This is a genomic window from Burkholderia sp. RF2-non_BP3, from assembly GCF_001522185.1.
GTDB lineage: Bacteria > Pseudomonadota > Gammaproteobacteria > Burkholderiales > Burkholderiaceae > Burkholderia > Burkholderia diffusa.
This window is the reverse complement of record NZ_LOSU01000063.1, coordinates 71,133-89,497: the sequence shown is the minus strand read 5'-3', so window position 1 is coordinate 89,497 and position 18,365 is coordinate 71,133. Positions and strand designations below refer to the sequence as shown.

Sequence of the window (18,365 nt, the reverse complement as noted above, 5' to 3'; positions counted from 1 at the left end):
CCCGAGATCCGTTAAGGAATTCTATACACGCGGCGCAAAAAAACTCGTTGGCGACAAAATTTTTTCTTTTCTATTCTTCGCCGTATCCGCTGACGCAACCGTCATCCAACGACAGACCGATCCGCCAACGACCATCATGACACCTTCCGAATTCCGCCAGTCCGTACGCAACGGCGCGTTCCGCAGCCCGACGGCCGGCCAGTGCGGCCCGTTCGCGCAAGCGAACCTCGCGATCCTGCCGAACGCGTACGCGCACGATTTCCTGCGCTTCTGCCAGGCGAATCCGAAGGCGTGCCCGCTGCTGGGCGTCGGCGAACCGGGCGCGTTCCGGCTCGACGTGCTCGGCGAGGATCTCGACATCCGCACCGACGTGCCGAGCTACAACGTATACCGCGACGGCCGCCTGACCGAGCGGGTCGAATCGCTCGAGGCGCTGTGGCGCGACGATTTCGTCGTATTCGCGATCGGCTGCTCGTTCTCGTTCGAGGACATGCTGGCGCGTGAAGGGATCGGGCTGCGCCACATCGAGGAGGGTCGCAACGTGCCGATGTATCGCACGTCGATTCCGAATCGCCGCGCGGGGATCTTCGGCGGGCAACTGGTCGTGTCGATGCGGCCGCTGCGCGGCGCCGACGCGATCCGCGCGGTGCAGATCACGAGCCGGTTTCCGGGCGTGCATGGCGCGCCGGTCCATATCGGCCATCCGCGTGAACTCGGCATCGCCGATCTCGGCGCCCCCGATTTCGGCGACGCCGTGACGGTGCGCGACGACGAGCTGCCGGTGTTCTGGGCGTGCGGCGTGACGCCGCAAACCGCGCTGATGGAAGCGAAGCTGCCACTCGCGATCGCGCATACGCCCGGCTACATGCTGATGACCGACATCACGAACGCGTCGCTGGCCGTGTTCTGACCCGGCCGGAGCGGCGGCCCGCGCGGTCGCTGATCCGGCCCCGACGCGGCGGCGCGCCGCCGCCGCAGACGATCCGCCCGCCCGGAGGGCGGCGCGCAGCCGCGGCCCGACGATCGCGAGCACCACACACCACACGCACGGTTTCGACCGCACATTTCGACAGGAGCTTCACCATGGAAAGCAAGACCCTCGCGGCGCCCGCCGCCGACCCCGCGGGCCCCGCGCGCAACGGCCTGTTCGGATGGTATGCGGACGCGCAACCGCGCGAGCGCCGCGCGTTCTGGAGCTGCAAGGTCGGCTACATGCTCGACGGGATGGACACGCAGATGTTGTCGTTCGTGATCCCGACGCTCGTCGCGACCTGGGGCATCTCGCTCGCGGACGCCGGCTTCATCGGCACGATGACGCTGCTCGCGTCGGCGCTCGGCGGCTGGATCGCCGGGATCCTGTCCGACCGGATCGGCCGCGTGCGCACGCTGCAGCTGACGGTGCTGTGGTTCGCGGTGTTCACCGCGCTGTGCGGGCTCGCGCAGAACTATCACCAGCTGCTCGCGGCGCGCGCGCTGATGGGCTTCGGCTTCGGCGGCGAATGGACGGCCGGCGCGGTGCTGATCGGCGAAGTGATCCGCGCGCGCGATCGCGGCAAGGCGGTCGGCCTCGTGCAGTCGGGCTGGGCGATCGGCTGGGGGCTGTCGGCGCTGCTGTATGCGCTGCTGTTCTCGCTGCTGCCGGCCGAGCAGGCATGGCGCGCGCTGTTCCTCGTCGGCCTCGCGCCCGCGCTGCTGGTGGTCGTGATCCGCCGCTACGTGAAGGAGCCCGACGTCTACGAGAAGGAGAAGGCCTCGCAGGCGAAGGTGGCCGACGCGCCGCGTCTCACCGAAATCTTCGCGCCGAAGCTGCTGTCGACGACGCTGCGCGCGGCGCTGCTGACGACCGGCGCGCAAGGCGGCTACTACGCGATCACGACCTGGCTGCCGACGTTCCTGAAGACCGAGCGGCACCTGACCGTGATGGGCACCGGCGGCTATCTCGCGATGATCATCCTCGGCTCGTGGGTCGGCTATTTGACCAGCGCATACCTGACCGACCGCCTCGGCCGCAAGCCGAACTTCATCCTGTTCGCGCTCGGCTCGATGGTGATCGCGTTTTCGTACACGTCGCTGAACCTGACCAACGCGTCGATGTTGTGGCTCGGCTTCCCGCTCGGTTTCTTCGCGTCGGGCATCTTCTCCGGGATGGGCGCGTTCCTCACCGAACTGTTCCCGACCCGCGTGCGCGGCTCGGGCCAAGGCTTCTGCTACAACGTCGGCCGCGCGATCGGCGCACTGTTTCCGTTCCTGATCGGCGCGCTGTCGAAGCAGTACGGGCTCGGCATGAGCATCGGCATCTTCGCGGTCGCCGCGTACGGCGTGGTGATCGTCGCCGCGCTGACGCTGCCCGAAACGCGCGGCCGCGAACTCGACGCCGCCTGAGCGGGCATCCGCCCGCCGCCTTTTTACCGCTCCCCTTTCATCGAAGCCCTCACGCGGCGCGCGACGCGCGCCGTGCGGCGGCGCTCGTCCTTCGCTTCAACGACGCATCGAGTTCATCGCCATGACTGACCGACAACCTTCCCCCGTTTCCTCCGACGCCGCGCGCTGGCAATTCTGGATCGACCGCGGCGGCACCTTCACCGACATCGTCGCGCGCCGGCCCGACGGCTCGCTCGTCACGCACAAGCTGCTGTCGGAGAACCCAGAGCAGTATCGCGATGCGGCCGTGGCCGGCATCCGCCACCTGCTCGGCCTCGCCGACGGCGAGCCGATCACGCCCGAACGCGTCGACATGGTGAAGATGGGCACGACGGTCGCGACCAACGCGCTGCTCGAACGCAAGGGCGAACGCACCGCGCTCGCGACGACGCGCGGCTTTCGCGACGTGCTGCGCATCGCATACCAGAACCGCCCACGCTTGTTCGATCTCGACATCGTGCTGCCCGATGCGCTGTACGAGACCGTCGTCGAAATCGACGAGCGGGTCGGCGCGCACGGCGACGTCGTCGTGCCGCTCGACGTGCAACGCGCGGAAGCAGCGTTGCGCCGCGTATTCGACTCGGGTGTGCAGGCGCTGGCCATCGTGCTGATCCACGGCTATCGCTACACCGCGCACGAACGCGCGCTGGCGGACCTCGCACGCCGGATCGGCTTCACGCAGGTGTCGGTGTCGCACGAGGTGTCGCCGCTGATGAAGATGGTGTCGCGCGGCGACACGACCGTGGTCGACGCGTACCTGTCGCCGATCCTGCGTCGTTATGTCGAGCAGGTCGCGCACGAGATGCCCGGCGTGAACCTGCAGTTCATGCAGAGCAGCGGCGGCCTGACGCGCGCCGATGCGTTCCAGGGCAAGGACGCGATCCTGTCCGGCCCGGCCGGCGGCATCGTCGGAATGGTGCGCGCCGCGCGCGCGGCCGGCTTCGAGCGCGTGATCGGCTTCGACATGGGCGGCACGTCGACCGACGTATCGCACTACAACGGCGAATTCGAGCGCGTGTTCGAGACGCAGGTGGCCGGCGTGCGGATGCGCGCGCCGATGATGAGCATCCACACGGTCGCGGCCGGCGGCGGCTCGGTGCTCGGCTTCGACGGCGCGCGGCTGCGCGTCGGGCCCGAATCGGCCGGCGCGAACCCCGGGCCGGCCGCATATCGGCGCGGCGGCCCGCTGACGGTGACCGACTGCAACGTGATGCTCGGCAAGATCCAGCCCGATCACTTCCCGCGCGTGTTCGGCCCGCACGCGGACGAACCGCTCGACCGCGACGGCGTGGCCGCGAAGTTCGCGGCGCTCGCCGACGAGATCCACGCGGCGACCGGGCGGCGCGACACGCCCGAGGCGCTGGCCGAAGGGTTCCTGGAAATCGCGATCGGCAGCATGGCGAACGCGATCAAGAAGATCTCGGTGCAGCGCGGCCACGACGTGTCGCGCTACGTGCTGACGACGTTCGGCGGCGCGGGCGGCCAGCACGCGTGCGGCGTGGCCGACGCGCTCGGGATGACGCAGGTGTTCGCGCATCCGCTCGCGGGCGTGCTGTCCGCCTACGGGATGGGGCTTGCCGACCAGACCGCGATGCGCGAGCGCGCGGTGGAGGCCGTGTTGTCCGATGAATCGTTGCCGGCGCTGAATGCCGCGCTCGACCGGCTGACCGACGAGGCGGTCGGCGCGCTGCTCGAACAGGGCGTGCCGCCGGCGCGCATCGCGACCGAGCGCCGCGTGCACCTGCGCTACCAGGGCACGGATTCCGCGCTCGACGTGCCGGCCGGCAGCGTCGCGGCGATGCAGCAGGCGTTCGAAACCGCGTACCGGCAACGCTACGCGTTCCTGATGCCCGGCACGCCGCTGGTCGCCGAACTCGCATCGGTCGAGGCGATCGGCCGCTCCGATGCACCGGTCGAGATCGCACCGCTCGAGCCGCGCGACGAGGGCGCGGCGCCGCACGCGCACAGCGCCGTGCGTTTCTATTCCGGTGGCGAGTGGCACGACGCGGCGCTGTACGTGCGCGACACGCTGCTCGCCGGCGACGCGATCGACGGCCCCGCGATCGTCGCGGAGAAGAACGGCACGAGCGTCGTCGAACCCGGCTGGCGCGCGCGGATGACCGCGCAGGGCAACCTCGTGCTGACGCGCACCACGCCGCTGCCGACGCGCCGCTCGCTCGGCACCGACGCCGACCCGGTACGGCTCGAGATCTTCAACAACCTGTTCATGTCGATCGCCGAGCAGATGGGGCTGCGGCTGCAGAACACCGCGTATTCGGTCAACATCAAGGAGCGGCTCGACTTCTCGTGCGCGATCTTCGACGGCGACGGCAACCTGATCGCGAACGCGCCGCACATGCCCGTGCACCTGGGCTCGATGGGCGAGAGCATCCGCACGGTGATCGAGCGCAACCGCGGCCGCATGCGCGACGGCGACGTGTTCATGCTGAACGATCCGTATCACGGCGGCACGCACCTGCCGGACGTGACCGTCATCACGCCGGTGTTCGCGGACGGCTCGGACACACCGCTGTTCTACGTCGGCTCGCGCGGCCACCACGCGGACATCGGCGGCACCACGCCGGGCTCGATGCCGCCCGATTCGACGCACATCGACGAGGAGGGCGTGCTGATCGACAACTGGCAGCTCGTGTCGGCGGGCGTGCTGCGCGATGCCGACACGCGCGCGCTGCTCGCATCGGGCCGCTATCCGGCGCGCAACGTCGAGCAGAACATGGCCGACCTGCGCGCGCAGATCGCGGCGAACCAGAAGGGCGTCGACGAACTGCGGCGGATGGTCGAGCAGTTCGGCCGCGACGTCGTGCTCGCGTTCATGCGACACGTGCAGGACAACGCGGAAGAGGCGGTGCGGCGCGTGATCGGCGCGCTGCAGGACGGCGCGTACCGCTATCCGCTCGACAACGGCGCGCAGATTCGCGTCGCGATCCGTGTCGACCGCGCGGCGCGCCGTGCGGAGATCGACTTCACCGGCACGTCCGCGCAGCTCGACAACAATTTCAATGCGCCGAAGGCCGTCTGCATGGCTGCCGTGCTGTACGTGTTCCGTACGCTGGTCGGCGACGACATCCCGTTGAACGCCGGCTGCCTGAAGCCGCTGACGGTGATCGTGCCGGCGCGCTCGATGCTGAACCCCGAGTATCCGGCGGCGGTCGTGTCGGGCAACGTCGAGACGTCGTCGGCGATCACCAACGCGCTGTACGGCGCGCTCGGCTGCGTCGCATCGAGCCAGGGAACGATGAACAACTTCACGTTCGGCAACGATCGCTACCAGTACTACGAGACCATCGCCGGCGGCAGCGGCGCGGGCGACGGTTTCGCGGGCGTCGGCGCGGTGCAGACGCACATGACGAACTCGCGGCTGACCGATCCGGAGGTGCTCGAATGGCGCTACCCGGTGCGGCTCGACTCGCATCGGCTGCGCGCGGGTTCAGGCGGCGGCGGGCGCTGGCGCGGCGGCGACGGCGCGGTGCGGCGGATCCGCTTCCTGGAGCCGATGACCGCGTCGATCCTGTCGAACAATCGGATCCATGCGCCGTTCGGCGCGGCGGGCGGCGAGGCCGGCGCGCTCGGCCGCAACACGATCGAGCGGGCGGACGGCACGGTCGAGACGCTCGAGCACGTCGGCCGCGCGCAGATGGCGCCGGGCGACGTGTTCGTCGTCGAAACGCCGGGCGGCGGCGGTTACGGCGCGGCGGGCTGAGCGGCGCGACGCTACGCAATGCAATGCGCGGAAGCGGTGCGGCGGCGTGCCCGCCGGACGGTTTTCGCGCGTCGCGGCCGGATCGTCGCACCGGTTCCATCAGATGCCGCCGCAATGCCTGCGCGACGCAGCGATATATTCGCGTGCACTAATTAGCCCGATATTGCGGCGAGTATGGGAATAAAGTCGTGCATTCCGGCGTGAATGGAAATGGAAATTCCCCATTCCGTGTGTTGCCCAATACGATCCGACCCCGCCATAAATTCGACGGGGGCAGATCGCTGCCGGGTGCCGTCGATTCCCGCAAACGCCCGCCTGGCAAGGCGCACCGTCGAATCCGCCGGCTCCGCTCAGGGCCGCTGCGCGCGCCCGCGTGCGCGCCGCCAATCACGAAAAATCCTCCGTGCCAATCGAGTTGCGATTCCTTGACACTCCGTTCTAAATGTGAGTGCCAATCCGCTTCGTCATTTGATAAGATGGCTTCCATCATTCGCTTGGAAACCTGCGCGCGACATGCGCGAACGCCGGTTCGCATTGGTTGGAAACAAGTACGGAACGAGGGCCGCTGGCACAGTCATCGCGACTGCCCCGCCGGGTACGCGCGCAGCGCGCCCGGGGATCGGCGGCGGCCCGCTCGGCTCCGTCTACACTGTGCGTTTTTTCTGGATCGGGGCGTGTCCATGGATGACGAAAACGATAGCGCCGTGCTCGAAGCGCATCTCGGTACGCGTAGCCCATGCTGGCGTCTCGGCAGCGACAGCAATGCACTCGAACTGGCCGCCGTTCGCGGCCTGACCAATGTCGCGGTGGCACTGACCAGCGAGCAGGCCGCGCGGATCCGCGTGCTCACCGGCGTCACGTCGCACCTCGTGCTCGAACTCGCGCTGTTCGGCGATCCGGTCAGCCTCCATCTGGTCGGCAGGAAGGTCGATACCGCCAATTGGGCCGGCACGGCCTCCGCCTATTCCGATACCGCCTCCGTCGCGAGCGACCTCGCGCACGGGCTCGCATTCGCCGAGCAGGTCGTGTCCGAAGTGAATTCGCTCGTCGTGATCCTCGACCGCAACGGCATGGTGCAGCGCTTCAACCGTCTGTGCGAGGAAGTGACGGGCAAGCGCGAGGTCGACGTGATCGGCCGCAGCGCGTTCGAGCTGTTCATGAGCCCCGAGCAGGGCGCGCAGTCGCGCACCAACATCACCGGCTTTTTCGCGAGCAACCGTTCGTTCGCGGTCGAGCGCTACATCAACACGGTCAACGGCCCGCGCCTGTTCCAGTTCCGCAACAAGTTCGTGCAGAGCGGCAGCGGCGTCGACGAGCAGTTCCTGATCTGCTCGGGCATCGACGTCACCGAGGAGCGCAACGCGCAGCAGCGGCTCACCGAGCTCGCGAATACCGACGTGCTGACCGGCTTGCCGAACCGTCACGCCATCAGCGAGCGCATCCGTGTCGCGCTGGCCGCGGACCGCACCGACGTGCGCGGCCAGGTCGGCATCCTGTTCCTCGATCTCGACAACTTCAAGCGCGTCAACGACCACTACGGGCACATCACCGGCGACCGTCTGCTGCAGGACGTGTCCGCGGTCATCGGCGGCTGCCTGCCGTCCGGCGCGACGCTCGCGCGGCTCGGCGGCGACGAATTCCTGGTGCTGTTCGAGCACGGCACGCGGCCGCTGCTCGAGGCGACCGCGCAGATCATCCTCGAGCGGCTGCGTACGCCGATCCACCTCGGGCTGGTGGAGGTCTACACGAGTTGCTCGATCGGCATCGCGATGTATCCGCAGCATGGCGATTCGCTCGAAACGCTGATCCGCAGCGCCGACACCGCGATGTACGTCGCGAAGGAAGAGGGCAAGCATACGTACCGCGTGTTCTCGCTGGAGATGAACCAGAAGGTCGCGAAGTACATGTGGCTCGACACGAACCTGCGCAAGGCGCTCGAGGACGAGCAGTTCGTGCTGCATTACCAGCCGGTCATCGACATCGCGACCGGCGACGTGCACAGCGTCGAGGCGCTGATCCGCTGGCAGTCGCCGGATCGCGGAATCGTCGCGCCGATCGAGTTCATCCGTTTCGCGGAGGAGTCGGGGCTGATCGCGCCGCTCGGTCGCTGGGTGATGCGCACCGCGGCCGCGCAGGCCGCCGCGTGGAAGGCGAAGGGGCTCGGCGTGCGGATCGCGGTGAACGTGTCGGCGCGGCAGTTGCAGGACATGAACATCGTCGACCAGTTCGCGACGATTCTCGACGGCGCGGGGCTGAAGCCGAGCCTCGTCGACATCGAGCTCACCGAAAGCAGCTTCATCGAGGACGAGGAATCGGCGCACGAGCTGATGAAGCAGTTCCGCCAGCTCGGCGCGGAGATTCACCTCGACGATTTCGGCACCGGCTATTCGTCGCTGTCGCAACTGTCGCGGCTGCCGCTCGATTCGATCAAGCTCGATCGCACGTTCATCACGGGCATCGACCGCAACCCGCGCTCGCAGGCGCTGGTGCGCTCGGTCGTGTCGCTCGCGAAGGCGCTGAGTTTCTCGGTGGTCGCCGAAGGCGTCGAGACGCACGCGGAAGCCGAATTCCTGAAGCAGATCAACGTCGATCACGCGCAAGGGTTCTACTTCGCGCGGCCGATGCCGGCCCAGGCGTTCGAGGCCTGGCTCGCGGAAACGAGAAAGCTCAGGCTGATCGCCTGAGCCCCACCGCATGACGGGCGCCGCCGGTTTCGCGGCGGCGCTTCGCTCACATCACACCGTGCGCAGCTTCGACACGCGCCGGTTCTGCAGCATCACCAGACGTTCCATGTACGCGAGATCCTTCGGCTCGATCGTGAACGCCGCGTGAACCCATTGCTCGGTGATGTCCATCAGTTCGGAACGCGTGAGATGGAACACGCGTTCGCGTGCGCGCAGCATCGCGCGGATGCCGTTCAGCTTCGGCTTCATCACGTCGATGAAGGTGCGCGTCGCGAGATACGCGTCGCCCGCGTCGAACGTCTGGTCGACCAGCCCGCGATCCTCGTACCACTCGGCCGCATGCGGCTCGCCGGACGAGATCAGCGATTCCGCGAGCCCTCGGTCCGCCTTGCGCGCGACCAGCGAATAGCCGCCCATGCCCGGAAACAGGTTGAACGCGATCTCGGGAAAGCCGAGTTTCACGCCCTTCTGCGCGAGCATGTAGTGGTGCGCGAGGGCGGCCTCGAAGCCGCCGCCCAGCGCGCTGCCCTCGACCATCGCGATCGAGATCGCCCCGGTGCCGAAGCCGGTGTAGATCTCGAACACGCCGTCGATGCACGAGCGCGCGTAGGCCATCAGCTGGTCGCGGCGGCCGCTTCGGATCGCGTCGACGAAGAAGCTCAGGTCGCCGCCGACGTTGAACAGCTCGGGGACGAGCGAGCCCGTCACCCAGAAGTCGAACGGCAGGCCCGAGTCGCGTGCGACGCGCGCGAGATGGATGATGTCGGTGACGAGTTGCTGGTTGAAGCACGGCCGCGGCTCCGATCGCAGCATCATCCACATGACGTTGCGGCCTTCTTCGTAGAACGCGGTCAGTTGCGTGAGTTCGCCTGCTTCGTAAAACGGACGGCACGCCGGATGGGATTGGAGTTGCATGGTATGTCCTCGTGAGATGTGGTTTTCAAGAACCGCCGCGGCCGGCGTCGTGGAAACCTGCCCCCGGACGGCGCCGGCCGCGAGGCACCGCCATTGTTGCGCGCGCATAGAAGCCGAATTGCGCGGAACAACGCATGAACGGGACGCGAGCGGGCAGCGCGTTCGGTGCGGATCGGGCTGACCATGCGAACGATGCGAATGACGCGATCGAGGTGATCGCTCGGCGGGAGGACGGCGATGGGGAAGGCGGAAGGAGGAACTGATGAGGCCGGTCAGTGCGACGACGCGTTGCCCGTTCGTGCAACCACGCGGCGGTCGGCGCGTAGTCGCGCGGAGCGGCGTGGCGTGCCGGTCGCTTACGTGTTGAAAGCGACGCTGTGCCGTCGGCTAGCTTTGGAGGATGAAGCCGCTGCGCGCGGCGTTCGACGGGGTCGTGTTGCTACCGATCCTCGTATGCTTCGTCGTGCTGTATTTCGGGCTGATCGTGGATGGCGTTGCCGCCGGCGGCAGCCGTCACGGTTGATGATGCCGATGCGGGCGGTTGGGCCGCCGCAGCGGCGGATGATGGAATTTGGCCCTCAGCCGGTCGCGCCCCGGACGCTTGATGAAGAACAGCACGGCGAGCGCGACGAACGCCAGCAGCACGACGACTTCCACGATCCCGGTTTCCATGGTGCCTCCTCGTCGCGAGCGGGCGATCCATCGCCGTCGTTCGGCGATCGGGCGGGTGCCGGCGGCCGCACGCGATGACGCTTCCATGTCTCATTGTAGGTCGGCGCGCACCGGCTTGACGCGTACGGATGCGACGCCCACACTGGCCGACACGAGCGTGGCGCGGTCGCGCGTATGCGCTGCGCGACCGTGCTGTCCGTGAACCGCGACGAGGTGCGATGTGGTGCGCTTTTCTGCCGGCCTGGCCGGCTGGATGCTGGCATGTGCCGCCGCGTTCGGCGCATCGAACGCCGGCGGTGCGACGCCGGGCGCGGGGCCAACCGTGGACGGAGCGAACGACGTGGCCGACGAAGCGCCCGTCACGCTCGTCAGCGATGTCCACGAATTCGTGATCCAGCACGACGGTTCGCTCGACGAGCACGACGATTCGACATTGCGCGCGAACAACGCGAACGGCATCGACGAGATCGCGCAGCGCTACGTGTGGTTCGACAAGAATCTGGAGAAGGTCGACCTGCTCGCGGCCGAGACGATCGATCGCGACGGCGTCGCGCATCCGGTCGGCCCCGACGGCATCCGCGACGTCCAGGAGCCGCGCTCGGCCGGTGCGCCGACGTTTCAGGACGGGTTGCTGCGCACCGTCGTGTTTCCGGGCGTCGAGGCCGGCTCGGGCACGCGCATCGCGTTCCGCAAGTCGCGCACGAGGCCGGTCAACGCGGGTTACTTCGGCTACTACGTCGAGCCGTCGCGCGAGCCGGTGGAGCACCAGCGGCTGATCTTCGACGTGCCGGCCGACATGACGCTGCACGCGGACGCGCGCGGCTACGTCGTGCTGCCGCCGGTGACCGCGAACGGCCGCACGCGCTACGAATTCGACTACCGGCACGGCCCGTACGAGCGCATCGAGAGCGGCGCGGTCGGTTACCCGACCTACGGCGACCGGCTCGTGGTGTCCACGCTGCCCGACTATGCGGCGTTCGCCGCGCGCTACCGCAACGCGGCCGTCGACCCGGGCGCGAACGACCCGGCCGTCGTGCAGCTCGCACGCGCGCTCACCGCCGACGCCGCCGATCCGCGCGACAAGGCGCGCATCCTGTACGACTGGATGCAGGCGAACGTGCGCTACGTCGCGCTCTTTCTCGGCGAGACGGCCGCCGCACCGCATCGCGTGACCGACATCCTGCGCAACCGCTACGGCGACTGCAAGGACCACGTCGCGCTGTTCGGCGCGTTGCTCGCGGCGGTCGGCATCCGCAGCGAACCGGTGCTGATCAATCTCGGCTCCGTGTACACGCTGCCGTCGGTGCCCGGTTACGGCGGCGGCGCGATCAATCACGCGATCACGTGGCTGCCCGATCTCGACCTCTACGCCGACACCACGACGGCCGGCATTGCGTTCGGCTACCTGCCGCCGATCGTGATGGATCGGCCGGCTTTGCTCGTCGACACCGCCGTGCTGTCGCGCACGCCCGCCATGCAGCCGAAGCGTCGCACCGCGCGCGTGTCGATCGATGCCGCGCAACCGGGCGCTGCCGGGTTTCACGCGCTCGTCGAGGACGACGGCTGGACCGCCGAGCTCGAACGCACGCTGTTTCGCCGCGCGGCGCCCGACCGCATCCGGCAGCTCGCGAACGAACGCCTGCGGCAAAGCGGACTGCGCGGCCACGCGCGGATCACGACGAGCGATCGCCGCGCGACCGGCGGCCCGTTCGACGTGACGTATGCCGGCACGCTCGATCACGTCGTGTGGCCCGACGGCACGACCGCCGTGCCCGTGCTGTCGAGCGTCACGGGCGGCATCGCGACACAGGTTGAAGGCTGGCTGGCCGAACCCGCGCGCGCGCAGCCGTGGACGTGCATCGGCGGCAGTTTCGAGGAGACCGGCCAGATCACGCTGCCGGCCGACGTCGCGGTGACCGACCTGCCGGCCGATGCGGCCGTGCACGACCGCTTCGTCGACTTCGCGTCGCATTACGTATTCGATGCGGCCACGCGGGTCGTGCAGGTCACGCGGCGGATGGAGGCCGAATTCGGCCGCCAGGTCTGCACGCCCGACGAGTTCACGGCGCTGCGCGCGTCGCTCGAACGCATCGAACGCGACACGCAGGCGCAGATCGTCGTGCGGGCGAAAGGGCATTGAGCGGGGAGGGGGATTGAGCGCGTCGCCGCCATCGGCCGACGCACGGGAGGAACATCATGACGGAACGGGAACACGAGATCGCCGACCTGGCGAAGGAATTGCTGGGCCGGATCGTGCAGGGCGCGATGACGAACGGCGCGCCGGTGGATGCGCAACAGTGCGCGGCACTGGCCGTGGAGTGCGCGACGGCGCTGGTGGACAAGCTCGACGCGCACAGCGATTGAGCGCAAGCGTCACGGGCGACGGCGGATCGAGCGATGCCGGCATGACTCGGCAGGTGTTCGCCTGGCCCCGCGCTGCACGCGAAGCGTTACACGTCACACGTCGGCGTGCGTGTCGCCTTCGGCACGCACCGCACCCGGCGGCCTGCCGACCACGCGCTTGAACGCGCGGCTGAACGCCGCGAGCGACCCGTAGCCGAGCCGGTATGCCACCGCTTCGATCGTTTCGCCCTCGCGGGCGATCCACTGCGCGGCGAGCCGCATCCGCAGCTCGGTCAGGTAACGCACCGGCGTCATCCCGGTGGCCGCGAGAAAGCGTTCGGCGAATACCGACCGCGAGACGCCCGCTTCGGCGGCGAGTTCCGCGACGCTCCAGTTGCGCCCCGGATCGCGATGCAGCGCGACGATCGCGCGACCGAGCTTCGGCTCGCGCAGCGCCTGCACCCAGCCCGTCGCGTCGCCGCATCCGCATTCGACCCAGCCGCGCACGATGAACGCGGCGACCACGTCCGCGAGCCGCGCGAGGATGCCCGCGAAGCCCGCGCGCTCGGAGCACGATTCGCGTTCCATCGCGTCGAGCATCGGACGGATTTCCGGGTAGCGCGCGAGCAGCGTGCCGACGTGCATGAATTCCGGCATCGTCCCGACGAGCGGCTGCATGCCGCCGAGATCGAGTTCCATGCACGCGCTGAAGATCAGCGCGTCGCCGGCGGCCGGCTCCGTCGCGGCGCACGACGTCGCGCCCACCGACGCGACCGTGTCGCAGATCTTCGCGACCTCGAACCCGCCGATCTCGCGGCACGGCGCATCCGGATCGGACACCAGCGCGTGCGTGCGGCCGTGCGGCAGCAGGATCGCGTCGCCCGCCTCGAGGCGCATCGTCGTGCCGTCCGCGTCGCGCAGCAGCACGGGCCCGCGCCCGACGAAATGGAACTGCGCGCGGCCCGGCGCATGGCCGAAACTCAGCCCGAACGGCCGCGGCACCTGGATGCGGCGATACTGCACGCCGCTCAGGCGCATCCCCAGCAGCAGCTCGCTGACGAGGTCGTGCACGTCGGGGACGGGAGGAAGCAGGGGCTCGGACATCGCGAAATTCGGACGATCGATCAACAAGAACGGATTGTATGTCATAGACCGTCCTGCCGCCGTTCCTTACGATACGTCGTCATCAGTATTTTCCCTATACGACCCGGAACGACGCATGAATCCAGGAATCTCCTCTGCCGCCACCACGGCGGCCCCCCGCGAGCCGGCCTGGGGCGCCGTCTTCGCGATGACGCTGGGCGTGTTCGGTCTCGTCACCGCCGAATTCCTGCCCGCGAGCCTGCTCACGCCGATGGCCGACAGCCTCGGCGTGACCGAAGGCGTGGCCGGCCAGGCCGTCACGGCCACCGCGACGGTGGCGCTCGTCACGAGCCTGCTGATCTCGGCGCTGACGCGCACGATCGACCGCCGGCGCGTGCTGCTCGCGTTTTCGGTGCTGCTCGTCGCGTCCAATCTCGCGGTCGCGTTCGCGCCCGACCTGACTACGCTGCTGATCGGCCGCGTCGTGCTCGGCGTCGCGCTCGGCGGCTTCTGGACGATGGCGACCGCCACCGCGATGCGGCTCGTGCCGACCGCGATGGTGCCGCGCGCGCTGTCGATCATCTTCAGCGGCGTCGCGGTCGCGACGATCGCGTCCGCGCCGATGGGCAGTTATTTCGGGCACCTGATCGGCTGGCGCAACGTGTTCCTGGTCGCGGCCGGGCTCGGCGGTCTCGCATTCGCGTCGCAGGTGATGACGCTGCCGTCGATGCCGCCGAGCGGCACGACGCGGCTGCGCACGCTCGTCGACGTGCTGCGCCGGCCGACCGTCGGCCTCGGGATGTTCGCGACGATCCTCGTGTTCACCGGGCATTTCGCGTTCTTCACGTATTTGCGGCCGTTCCTCGAACAGGTCGCGGGCGTCGGCGTGAACGGGCTGTCGGCGATCCTGCTCGGCTACGGGATCGCGAACTTCGTCGGCACGTCGCTCGCGGGCCGTGTGCTCGAGCATCGACTGCGGCCGATGCTGATCGGGATGCCCGCGCTGATGGTCGTGCTCGGCGTCGCGCTCGTCGCGCTCGGCCGCGCGCCGATGATCGACGCGGTGCTCGTCGCGTTGTGGGGGATGGCGTTCGGCGGCGTGCCGGTCGCATGGTCGACGTGGGTCACGCGCACCGTGCCCGACGAGGCCGAAAGCGCGGGCGGGCTGATCGTCGCGGCGATCCAGCTCGCGATCGCGACGGGCGCGGCGGCAGGCGGCGTCGTGTTCGACGCGAACGGTGCGGGCGGCGTGTTCCTGGGCGCGGCCGCGGTGCTGGCCGTGGCGGTCGCGACGATCGTGACCGGCGTGCCGAAGCGGGTGGGCGTGGCGCCGGCGCTGGCCGAGTGAGGTGCATGCGGGCCGATCGACGCGAGCGTGGATCGGCCTGCCGTTCGGGCCGTCGAGAAACCGGCGTGTCCCGATGATGTGACCGGCGCGGGCACGCTGCTTGTTGCGGCGCGCCCGCTGTTTGCTTCATGCGATGTTCAGCGTTCAGCCGCCCTGCCTGACCACCGCCGCAAGCGCCTTCATCGCCTGCAGGTAAGGGTACGGCCCGTGGCTGATGCGCGCGACGCCGTATGACGCGAGTTCGGCCAGCGTCGGCGTTTGCGCGACGCGCATGATGTTCACGGGCAGCGGCGACGCGGCCGTCAGCGCGCGAATCAGCGCCGGCGACTGCAGCCCCGGCACGAACAGGCCGTCGGCGCCGGCCTCCGCGTACGCACGCGCGCGCGTCAGCACGTCGTCGAGCAAACGCTCGTCGTGCGTGTCGGCCGCGGCCTTGAAGAACACGTCGGTGCGCGCGTTGATGAAGTAGCCGATCTCCGCGCGGTCGGCCGCCTGCCGCGCCGCCGCGAGACGCGCCGCCGCAGCGTCGACGGTGCGCAGCTCGCCCGTCGCCGGAAAACTGTCCTCGAGATTGCAGCCGATCGCGCCGGCCTCGATGCTGCGCGCGATCGTGTCCGCGACATCCTCCAGCCGCTCGCCATACCCGCTTTCGAGATCGACGGTGACGGGCAGGTCGGTCGCCTGCGCGATCCGCGCGAGCACTTCCATCACGAGCGCTTTCGGCATCTGCTCGCCGTCGACGAAACCGTTGGCCGCCGCGACCGACCAGCTGCCGGTTGCCAGCGCGACGCCGCCCGCGTCGGCCACCGTGCGTGCGCTGCCGGCGTCCCACACGTTGAACAACGCGAGCGGCTGGCCCGCGCGATGAAGCGAACGGAAATACGCGGCTTTCTCCTTGTTATTGCGGCTCATGCTCGTTCCTCCGGTTGAAATTCCGATCGGTGTTCTTATCGAACGATACGGCGACCGTGTCGAGCGCCGCGAGGAAATCGCGCGCATCGAACAGTTCGCCGAGGCTGCGCACGCCGCCCGACGTCAACGCGTTGCCGCTCAGCAAGCGGACCGTCGCCTCGACGATGATCGGTGCGCTGACCGCATAGATGTCGCGTCCCGACGCGGTCGCGCGATGCGTGCTGCCGTTCTGCACGACGACCACGTCCATCGCGAATTGCTGCGCGGAGCGGCCAAGCGTGTCGACCGGCCGCGGCGGCGGCGTGCCGGCATCGCGCACGTCGCGCAGCGCGCGCGTCGCGAGCCAGGACTCGATCGTATCGATGCGCAGATGACGCGCGAGTGTCATCACTTCCGAAAACGGCAGCAGCGTGACGTCGACGTCGCCGAGCGGCGACGGGAACGGCCACCTGCGTTCGCGTGGCGTCGACGGCACCGCGGTCGGCTTGCCGTCCTTCCGGATCAGCCGGATCGCATGATTGCGCTCGCCGGTCACGCGCGTGCCGCGCGTCGGATGCCAGCTGTCGAGGCCGGTCGCGACGTCGACGCGCTCGATCGGCTCGCGTGGTTCGACGATCGCCGTGACGAGCAGATCGGCCAGGCCGCCGTAGAACGCGGCGGCCGGCACGAGCGTCACGCCGGCGGCGCGTGCGCGGGCGTCGCGCTGGTCGGTCAGCGCCTGGACCGACGGTTGCTCGGCCGTCAGGTCGAGATACGGGACGCCTGCCCGCAACGCCGCATCGGCGAGCGGCAGCGCGGTATCGAGGTACGGGCCCGCGCAGTTGATCACCGCGTGCGCGCCGCGCAATGCGGCGTCGAGCGCGGCCGGATCATCGACCGAGGCGACGCGCCACGGCGGCGCGTCGGGGCCGCCTTGCGCGAGGCGCGCGGCATCGCGCCCGATGCGGATCGCGCCGAGGCCGCGCCGTTCCAGCTCGGCCACGACGAACCGCCCCGTGTGACCCGTGGCGCCATACACCGCAACCATCATTCGATCGTCCATGATCAGCTCCGATACAGATCAGTCTGTTTTGTAGTACAGACCTGTAGCGTCGTCAACTTCCGGGTGCTATCATCGGACGCACTTTCGCGGGACAGGCGGCCTAGGCGGCCGGGCTTGGATGAAAAAGGGAACGGACACGAACGGTAGCGCGCCCGATACGCGCGAACGCATTCTGCAAACGGCGAGCGCGCTGTTCTACCAGGAAGGGACGCGGGCGGTCGGCGTGGACCTGATCGTCGCGCGGGCGGGCGTCGCGAAGACGAGCCTGTATCGGCACTTCGCGACGAAGGACGACCTGATCGAGGCGTTCCTGCTGCGCGAGGATGCGGACTTCTGGGCGCACTGGGACGCGGTGGCCGCGCAGTACCGGCGCACGCCGCGCGAGGAACTGGATGCGCAGCTGCAGTGGATCGGCGAGCGCATCGAGCGCCCCGGTTATCGCGGCTGTCCGCAGATCAACATCGCCGCCGAGTACGCGGACGGCAATCATCCGGCCCGCAAGGTCGCCGTCGCGCACAAGCAGGAATTGCGGCGCCGGCTGACGGAGCTGGCCAGCGCGATGCGGATCGACGAACCGGAAACCTACGCGCTGCGGCTCGCGACCGTCATCGACGGCGCGCTCAGCAGCGGGCAGGCGCTGCACGCGCACGGGCCCGTGCGCTTCCTGCAGGAGTTCGCGCAACTGCTGATGCCGAAGAAGGCGCGGAAGTGACGCGCATGGCGCGCCGCGTCAGTCGCGCGTAGCCGGATCCTCCGACAGCGCGCGCAACTGCCCGCGCAACACATCGACTTCGCCTGCCGCGAACGGCCGTTCGATGTCGGCGTGCGTTTGCTGCCACAGCGGGAACGCTTCGGCCAGCAACCGATGGCCGGCCGGCGTGAGTTGGAGCAGGCGGCTGCGCTTGTCGTCCGGATCCTGCGTGATCGTGAGCAGCCCGCGCCGCTCGAGCGGCTTGAGCGCGGCGGTCAGCGTGGTGCGGTCCATCGCGAGCAATGACGCGACCGATTTCATCGCGGCCGGCTGCGGCCGGTTCAGCGACATCAACAGTGAAAACTGGCCGTTGGTGAGATCCAGCGGACGCAGCACATCGTCGAAGATGCGCGCGAGATTGCGCGCCGCGCGCTGCATGTGCAGGCACAGACAGCAATCGCGCACCATCAGCGTCGTTTCGAAAGGGAGCTCTTCTTTGCGTGCCATGTTGCAATTGTGTTGATATCAACCTA

15 protein-coding genes are annotated in these 18,365 nt (G+C 68.9%); 9 read left to right on the top strand and 6 right to left on the bottom strand.

Features of this window, described 5'->3' with window-relative positions; translation table 11 throughout:
* Positions 1 to 136 precede the first annotated feature (136 nt).
* From WS45_RS28845 to pdeR, 4 genes are all read left to right on the top strand, one after another.
* Positions 137 to 910, top strand: a complete 774-nt coding sequence (locus tag WS45_RS28845; RefSeq protein WP_059466092.1) for a putative hydro-lyase — start codon at positions 137 to 139, stop codon at positions 908 to 910.
* A gap of 173 nt (positions 911 to 1,083) precedes the next feature.
* Positions 1,084 to 2,382: an MFS transporter gene (locus WS45_RS28840; RefSeq protein WP_059702837.1), complete on the top strand. Its 1,299-nt coding sequence runs from the start codon at positions 1,084 to 1,086 to the stop codon at positions 2,380 to 2,382.
* Between the two features lie 121 nt (positions 2,383 to 2,503).
* Positions 2,504 to 6,142, top strand: a complete 3,639-nt coding sequence (locus tag WS45_RS28835; RefSeq protein WP_059702834.1) for a hydantoinase B/oxoprolinase family protein — start codon at positions 2,504 to 2,506, stop codon at positions 6,140 to 6,142.
* A 680-nt stretch (positions 6,143 to 6,822) separates the two neighbouring features.
* Positions 6,823 to 8,826: a cyclic di-GMP phosphodiesterase gene (gene pdeR / locus WS45_RS28830; RefSeq protein ID WP_059702831.1), complete on the top strand. Its 2,004-nt coding sequence runs from the start codon at positions 6,823 to 6,825 to the stop codon at positions 8,824 to 8,826.
* A gap of 51 nt (positions 8,827 to 8,877) precedes the next feature.
* Here pdeR and WS45_RS28825 read toward each other — a convergent pair whose 3' ends face one another.
* On the bottom strand, positions 8,878 to 9,741 hold the full coding sequence (locus WS45_RS28825; RefSeq protein ID WP_059532133.1) for a crotonase/enoyl-CoA hydratase family protein: 864 nt from the start codon (positions 9,739 to 9,741) through the stop codon (positions 8,878 to 8,880).
* A gap of 400 nt (positions 9,742 to 10,141) precedes the next feature.
* Between WS45_RS28825 and WS45_RS36320 the strand changes: the two genes are divergently transcribed.
* A complete protein-coding gene (locus WS45_RS36320; protein ID WP_257140668.1) occupies positions 10,142 to 10,264 on the top strand; it encodes a hypothetical protein in 123 nt (40 codons plus the stop codon).
* Here the strand turns inward: WS45_RS36320 and WS45_RS35465 are convergent.
* Complete coding sequence (locus WS45_RS35465; RefSeq protein ID WP_156437333.1) at positions 10,255 to 10,500, bottom strand: hypothetical protein; 246 nt, start codon at positions 10,498 to 10,500, stop codon at positions 10,255 to 10,257. The two genes, WS45_RS36320 and WS45_RS35465, sit on opposite strands and share 10 nt — an antisense overlap.
* Positions 10,501 to 10,666: 166 nt before the next feature.
* On the opposite strand from WS45_RS35465, the gene WS45_RS28820 reads away from it, so the two are divergent.
* Positions 10,667 to 12,553, top strand: coding sequence for a DUF3857 domain-containing transglutaminase family protein (locus WS45_RS28820; RefSeq protein WP_082722067.1), 1,887 nt, complete (start codon positions 10,667 to 10,669; stop codon positions 12,551 to 12,553).
* A gap of 56 nt (positions 12,554 to 12,609) precedes the next feature.
* Positions 12,610 to 12,777: a hypothetical protein gene (locus WS45_RS35810; RefSeq protein WP_179950406.1), complete on the top strand. Its 168-nt coding sequence runs from the start codon at positions 12,610 to 12,612 to the stop codon at positions 12,775 to 12,777.
* Positions 12,778 to 12,870: 93 nt separating this feature from the next.
* Here WS45_RS35810 and WS45_RS28815 read toward each other — a convergent pair whose 3' ends face one another.
* Positions 12,871 to 13,905, bottom strand: a complete 1,035-nt coding sequence (locus tag WS45_RS28815) for an AraC family transcriptional regulator (protein WP_059690345.1) — start codon at positions 13,903 to 13,905, stop codon at positions 12,871 to 12,873.
* Positions 13,906 to 13,975: 70 nt separating this feature from the next.
* Here WS45_RS28815 and WS45_RS28810 point away from each other — a divergent pair, with 70 nt between their 5' ends.
* The gene (locus WS45_RS28810; RefSeq protein WP_059702827.1) at positions 13,976 to 15,187 is read left to right on the top strand and encodes an MFS transporter; all 1,212 of its coding nucleotides are present in this window, start codon (positions 13,976 to 13,978) and stop codon (positions 15,185 to 15,187) included.
* A gap of 144 nt (positions 15,188 to 15,331) precedes the next feature.
* On the opposite strand, the gene WS45_RS28805 is transcribed toward WS45_RS28810, so the two are convergent.
* A complete protein-coding gene (locus WS45_RS28805; protein WP_059532118.1) occupies positions 15,332 to 16,099 on the bottom strand; it encodes an isocitrate lyase/PEP mutase family protein in 768 nt (255 codons plus the stop codon).
* A complete protein-coding gene (locus tag WS45_RS28800; RefSeq protein WP_059702826.1) occupies positions 16,086 to 17,141 on the bottom strand; it encodes a saccharopine dehydrogenase family protein in 1,056 nt (351 codons plus the stop codon). Before WS45_RS28800 ends, WS45_RS28805 begins: the two co-directional genes overlap by 14 nt.
* 118 nt (positions 17,142 to 17,259) lie before the next feature.
* Here WS45_RS28800 and WS45_RS28795 point away from each other — a divergent pair, with 118 nt between their 5' ends.
* Entirely contained in the window at positions 17,260 to 17,853 is a 594-nt protein-coding gene (locus WS45_RS28795; protein ID WP_059702824.1) for a TetR/AcrR family transcriptional regulator, read from the top strand.
* A gap of 18 nt (positions 17,854 to 17,871) precedes the next feature.
* On the opposite strand, the gene WS45_RS28790 is transcribed toward WS45_RS28795, so the two are convergent.
* Complete coding sequence (locus WS45_RS28790; protein WP_059702823.1) at positions 17,872 to 18,339, bottom strand: MarR family winged helix-turn-helix transcriptional regulator; 468 nt, start codon at positions 18,337 to 18,339, stop codon at positions 17,872 to 17,874.
* Positions 18,340 to 18,365 lie beyond the last annotated feature (26 nt).

What these genes read in the sequence shown, in the direction of transcription:
- WS45_RS28845 (WP_059466092.1), top strand. Translation starts at nt 137, where the DNA reads ATGACACCTTCCGAATTCCGCCAGTCCGTACGCAACGGCGCGTTCCGC.
- WS45_RS28840 (WP_059702837.1), top strand. Translation starts at nt 1,084, where the DNA reads ATGGAAAGCAAGACCCTCGCGGCGCCCGCCGCCGACCCCGCGGGCCCC.
- WS45_RS28835 (WP_059702834.1), top strand. Translation starts at nt 2,504, where the DNA reads ATGACTGACCGACAACCTTCCCCCGTTTCCTCCGACGCCGCGCGCTGG.
- pdeR (WP_059702831.1), top strand. Translation starts at nt 6,823, where the DNA reads ATGGATGACGAAAACGATAGCGCCGTGCTCGAAGCGCATCTCGGTACG.
- WS45_RS28825 (WP_059532133.1), bottom strand. Translation starts at nt 9,741, where the DNA reads ATGCAACTCCAATCCCATCCGGCGTGCCGTCCGTTTTACGAAGCAGGC.
- WS45_RS36320 (WP_257140668.1), top strand. Translation starts at nt 10,142, where the DNA reads ATGAAGCCGCTGCGCGCGGCGTTCGACGGGGTCGTGTTGCTACCGATC.
- WS45_RS35465 (WP_156437333.1), bottom strand. Translation starts at nt 10,500, where the DNA reads ATGGAAGCGTCATCGCGTGCGGCCGCCGGCACCCGCCCGATCGCCGAA.
- WS45_RS28820 (WP_082722067.1), top strand. Translation starts at nt 10,667, where the DNA reads ATGCTGGCATGTGCCGCCGCGTTCGGCGCATCGAACGCCGGCGGTGCG.
- WS45_RS35810 (WP_179950406.1), top strand. Translation starts at nt 12,610, where the DNA reads ATGACGGAACGGGAACACGAGATCGCCGACCTGGCGAAGGAATTGCTG.
- WS45_RS28815 (WP_059690345.1), bottom strand. Translation starts at nt 13,905, where the DNA reads ATGACATACAATCCGTTCTTGTTGATCGATCGTCCGAATTTCGCGATG.
- WS45_RS28810 (WP_059702827.1), top strand. Translation starts at nt 13,976, where the DNA reads ATGAATCCAGGAATCTCCTCTGCCGCCACCACGGCGGCCCCCCGCGAG.
- WS45_RS28805 (WP_059532118.1), bottom strand. Translation starts at nt 16,099, where the DNA reads ATGAGCCGCAATAACAAGGAGAAAGCCGCGTATTTCCGTTCGCTTCAT.
- WS45_RS28800 (WP_059702826.1), bottom strand. Translation starts at nt 17,141, where the DNA reads ATGGACGATCGAATGATGGTTGCGGTGTATGGCGCCACGGGTCACACG.
- WS45_RS28795 (WP_059702824.1), top strand. Translation starts at nt 17,260, where the DNA reads ATGAAAAAGGGAACGGACACGAACGGTAGCGCGCCCGATACGCGCGAA.
- WS45_RS28790 (WP_059702823.1), bottom strand. Translation starts at nt 18,339, where the DNA reads ATGGCACGCAAAGAAGAGCTCCCTTTCGAAACGACGCTGATGGTGCGC.